A 5,061-nucleotide genomic window follows, 5' to 3' on the forward strand; every position below is an offset into this window, starting at 1 on the left:
CGAAGCCGCGGCGCACCGCGCGCGCGCCTCGACGCCGAAAGAATTTCCGAGTGATCGCTCGGTCGTAGTTTCCCCTCCCCCGCTTGCGGGGCGCGACGAGCAAAGCTCGCGCGGTGAGGGTCAGGGAGAGGGTGTCTCCGCACGGCATGGCTTCGACGAAGCGCCGCAGGCCAATTACGGCACCGCGGCGACCGTGCCGACGCTCGATCCGGAACTGGCGCGGCAGCTCGGCCTACCGACCGCGGAGGACGATGACGAGGCGCTGGCCCGCCCGCCGCGCAACAAGATGGAGGCGCTCGGGGTCAAGGCAACCGCCGAGGCGCTCGAGAACCTGATCCGCGAGGGCCGTCCCGAGTTCCGGAAAGACGACGGCTCGATGCGGGTGTGGACCCCGCACCGCCCGCCGCGCCCGGAAAAGTCCGAGGGCGGCGTCCGCTTCGAGCTCAAGTCCGACTATCAGCCGAGGGGCGACCAGCCGACCGCGATCGCCGAACTGGTCGAGGGCATCAACCGCAACGACCGCACCCAGGTGCTGCTCGGCGTCACCGGCTCCGGCAAGACCTACACAATGGCGCAGGTGATCGATGCCACCCAGCGTCCCGCCCTGATCCTGGCGCCGAACAAGACGCTGGCCGCGCAGCTCTATGGCGAGTTCAAGAATTTCTTTCCGGACAACGCCGTCGAATATTTCGTCTCGTATTACGACTACTACCAGCCCGAGGCCTATGTGCCGCGGACCGACACCTATATCGAGAAGGATTCTTCGATCAACGAGCAGATCGACCGCATGCGCCACGCCGCGACGCGCGCGCTGCTCGAGCGCGACGACGTCATCATCGTCGCCTCGGTCTCCTGCATCTACGGTATCGGCTCGGTCGAGACCTATACCGCGATGACGTTTGCGCTGAAGAAGGGCGAGCGCATCGACCAGCGGCAATTGATCGCCGACCTCGTCGCGCTGCAGTACAAGCGCACCTCGGCCGACTTTACCCGCGGCACCTTCCGCGTCCGCGGCGACGTCATCGACATCTTCCCGGCGCACTATGAGGACCGCGCCTGGCGCGTGAACCTGTTCGGCGACACCGTGGAGAACATCGAGGAGTTCGACCCGCTCACCGGCCACAAGCAGGACGAGCTCGAATTCATCAAGATCTACGCCAACTCGCACTATGTGACGCCACGGCCGACGCTGGTGCAGGCGATCAAGTCGATCAAATCAGAACTAAAGATGCGCCTCGACCAGCTCAACGACCAGGGCCGGCTGCTGGAGGCGCAGCGGCTGGAGCAGCGCACCACCTTCGATCTAGAGATGATGGAAGCGACCGGGAGCTGCGCCGGCATCGAGAACTATTCGCGCTATCTCACCGGCCGTCGCCCCGGCGAGCCGCCGCCGACGCTGTTCGAATATGTGCCCGACAACGCGCTGGTGTTCGCCGACGAGAGCCATGTCTCCATCCCGCAGATCGGCGGTATGTTCCGCGGCGACTTCCGCCGCAAGGCGACGCTCGCCGAATACGGCTTCCGCCTGCCCTCCTGCATGGACAACCGTCCGCTGCGGTTCGAGGAATGGGACATGATGCGGCCGCAAACCGTCGCAGTGTCGGCGACGCCCAGCGGCTGGGAGCTCAACGAGAGCGGCGGCGTGTTCGTCGAGCAGGTGATCCGCCCGACCGGACTTATTGATCCTCCCGTAGACATTCGCCCGGCCCGCACCCAGGTCGACGACCTCGTCGGCGAGGTGCGCGCGACCGCGGCGGCGGGTTATCGCTCGCTGATCACCGTTTTGACAAAACGGATGGCGGAGGACCTCACCGAATATCTGCATGAGCAGGGCATCCGCGTCCGCTACATGCATTCGGACATCGACACCATCGAGCGCATCGAGATCATCCGCGACCTCCGCCTCGGCGCGTTCGACGCGCTGGTCGGCATTAACCTGTTGCGCGAGGGCCTCGACATTCCCGAATGCGCGCTGGTCGCGATCCTCGATGCGGATAAGGAAGGCTTCCTGCGCAGCGAGACCTCGCTGATCCAGACCATCGGCCGCGCCGCGCGCAACGTCGATGGCAAGGTGATCCTCTATGCCGACAGCATGACCGGCTCGATGGAGCGCGCGATCGCCGAGACCAACCGCCGCCGCGAAAAGCAGATGGAATACAACGCCGCCAACGGCATCACGCCAGAGAGCGTGAAGAAGTCGATCGGCGACATCCTCAACTCGGTCTACGAGCGCGATCACGTGCTGGTCGAGGTCAGCGAAGGCAGCGTGACCGACGACGTGATCTCGATCGGCCACAATTTCGAGGCGGTTCTTGCCGATCTCGAAACAAGAATGCGCGAAGCCGCCGCCGATTTGAACTTCGAGGAAGCCGCGCGCCTGCGCGACGAGGTCAAGCGCCTGCGGGCCACCGAGCTGGCCGTCGTCGACGATCCCACCGCCAAGCAGCGCACCGTGCAGGGCAAGGCCGGCGCCTATGCCGGCACGAGGAAATACGGCGACGCCGCCAACCTGCCGGTAAGCGCGATGAAGAAGAAGAGCGTGTCTTCGGCGATCAAGGCCAGCGGCAGCGCCGGCTCAAAAGTCCACAAGCCCCATCTCGACGAGATGCACGGCCCGGAGTCCCTGCCCTACCGCCCGGACCCTGGTGCGAAGCCGGCAAAGCCGTTCGGCAACACGAGCCGCATCATCCAACCGACGGACTCGCGGCAATCAGGCCCCGAATTCGGCCCCGCACCAAGATCGAGCGGCGGCACGCCGGGGCGACGCGGCGGGTGGAAGAAACGGTAGTTCGACTATCTCAGCGCCTGATTGTTGGCGGGCCGCCAAGACCCAATATGTCGTCAACCAGAATCTGAAGCGATCGTTCGAACTCGGCGTCATCCCGAAAGTCTACATACCTATGGTCGCGGAGATAGTGCGGCGGCCGGTCCCCCGATCTGTAGACCCCAATGATTCTCGTACCTTCCGCCATTCGACGAGCGTTCATCATCTGGACCTCAAACTTTAAAGCGCCACCTTTGCCTTTGGGCGCCTCTGCTGCTTCAACCGCCTTCTGAGTAATGACAAACAAGATAACGTCGGCAGTCGATATGTGCTCCTGCATGTAGTCAGTAAACGACTCCCCTAGCTTTACTTCCCACTGATCCAGTATCGCTTCGATACCGCGCGCACGCAAAGCAGTCGCAAGATTCTTAACCCACGAGCTATGTGTTTCGGATTCCCATTTGTAGGAAACGAAAACGCGGACCGATTTTTCGTCAAGAGCAGCATCGTTAGGTAGCGACCTCGCGAATGCCTTAAGATCAGTCCAAGTCCGCTTAGAGACATTCATCGCCTCGGCAATCTTGTCCTTGCCGAACTCTTCTTCGATTTCTGCGAGGCCGCGCATAGCGCGCGCATGACCAGCCATACTCAACCACAATCGGATGACATTGAGGCGGCGGCCAGTACTCTGAACTCCGCTACCGGTGTAGTGGTCATACAATTTGTCGAGGAAAACACGAAAGGACCAAGCGGGATCAATTCTGAAAGTCATAACCTCTCTCACTGCACATTGTGAAAGAGCACGATTCTATCGGAGCCGAGCCAAAAGTTCGCTCAACCTCAAGAGATGCAAAGCCTTACCAACAACTTTCTGAACCACTACTCCACTGCAGCCAAACCCCGCGTCGACGAGATGCGCGGCCCGGAATCCCTCCCCTGCCGCGGCGGCCCGCCGGGCGGGTGGAAGAAGTGGTATTTCGTCGACTATGCTTGCTCAAACTTCGAGCGAATGTCCGTGCACTTTTTTACATTCTTGAACAGTGGCGCCAGATAAGCGTCCGCATAGTCGTGATCAACAATCTTTCCGACACCAGCAAGAATCCGCACGACAGCAGCGTCGATTATTTCGTCCTTTATTGAGTTATTCGCTGCCAAATCGGAACTCTTCCTAATCTCCCGGAAAGCACAGTGCATAACGAAACGATTTCCATGCACTACAATTCCGCGTTGGATGGGCGAACTATCAGCCTTCACCCTAACCGCTTGGTCAATCCGCCTTGAGAGCTTCACCAAACTCCAAAGAAGTCGCGACGACGTTGAGGGATTAAAAAGGGCCTTATATGGCGTGGTGGTTATGTCGGCATACAAGCCGCCAACATACCCTTTAGACAGCGCCACAAAGGACATCTCGCCGCTCGCGCAGGCGAGTGTTGTTACTGCCTCAATAAAATCGAAGCCATCTACAGTCGATTCAAGGGGTTCACCCTCTCTGTATTCGTAGACAACCTTTTCGATTAATAGCTCTGTTCTGATACGTTCCTGCTCCGGATCGAGCGCGACAAAATTGCGCGCATCGATCTTATTTTGAGTATTGGACGCTCTGGTAATTTGCTTTCCGAGAGAAGATTCAGGATCGCTCACTTCGATAATTCGAGCCTGCAAGAACGCAGCATTGTTTTCTTCGGTCAAAGTTCGACCGATTGTGCCTACCGTCTGGGCGCCATTTACTATCGTGACTTTTCCGCAATCAAAGATACCAACTGAGCGATCATTTCCCCCAATAGCTTGCCCTGTTCTGACCTTTGCGATTAAGCCAGAAAATTTTGTCGATGACGGTGAGGAAGCATACCTTGCGTTAAAGGCAAAGGCTGAGGCCGAGAAGGCAGCTAAGAAAGCTGCCAAGAAAGCTGGCCTACTGAAGGCAGACGAGGAAGACGAAGAAGACGAGTAATCGTCGCTAATTGCCGCGCTTTGTGCTTCGCAGCGCGCGCGAGCGCAATCTGCATCAAGCCGGCGTGACAAAGTAACTCGACGGGCAAATCAGCAAAAGTCTGTCCAGCCCTCACACGAAAAATATTCCGCTTTCGCCGTCGGGCAAATCAGTGATTTAACTCCGCGCGTCTCACCCAAGAGAGGGGCGGGTCGCGATCGTCACAAACGTTGCGGTGGGATGCGATGGACGCAGGTGTTGCGAACGACGAACGCAGCATCAGCGGACGGCGAAGTCGTGTGGTTCTGGCGCCCCGACGCTGGCGCTAAGTTCGCAGAGATGATCTGCGGGCGACGGTGGCAAGAAA

Annotated in this window: 3 protein-coding genes; 1 reads left to right on the forward strand and 2 read right to left on the reverse strand. The window is 59.6% G+C overall.

What is annotated here, in order from left to right; translation table 11 throughout:
* Window positions 1–2,788 (forward strand): excinuclease ABC subunit UvrB (uvrB, locus tag CWO89_RS40615; protein ID WP_283813577.1); only part of this gene is annotated, 2,788 nt, incomplete at its 5' end.
* A gap of 10 nt (window positions 2,789–2,798) precedes the next feature.
* On the opposite strand, the gene CWO89_RS40620 is transcribed toward uvrB, so the two are convergent.
* Both CWO89_RS40620 and CWO89_RS40625 read right to left on the reverse strand, forming a co-directional pair.
* Window positions 2,799–3,536 (reverse strand): toll/interleukin-1 receptor domain-containing protein, encoded by a 738-nt coding sequence (locus tag CWO89_RS40620; protein WP_130583872.1) that lies wholly within the window; start codon window positions 3,534–3,536, stop codon window positions 2,799–2,801.
* A 212-nt stretch (window positions 3,537–3,748) separates the two neighbouring features.
* A complete protein-coding gene (locus CWO89_RS40625; RefSeq protein WP_130583873.1) occupies window positions 3,749–4,666 on the reverse strand; it encodes an AIPR family protein in 918 nt (305 codons plus the stop codon).
* Window positions 4,667–5,061 lie beyond the last annotated feature (395 nt).

The organism is Bradyrhizobium sp. Leo170 (assembly GCF_004296405.1).
Classification (GTDB): domain Bacteria; phylum Pseudomonadota; class Alphaproteobacteria; order Rhizobiales; family Xanthobacteraceae; genus Bradyrhizobium.

What these genes read in the sequence shown, in the direction of transcription:
- CWO89_RS40620 (WP_130583872.1), bottom strand. Translation starts at nt 3,536, where the DNA reads ATGACTTTCAGAATTGATCCCGCTTGGTCCTTTCGTGTTTTCCTCGAC.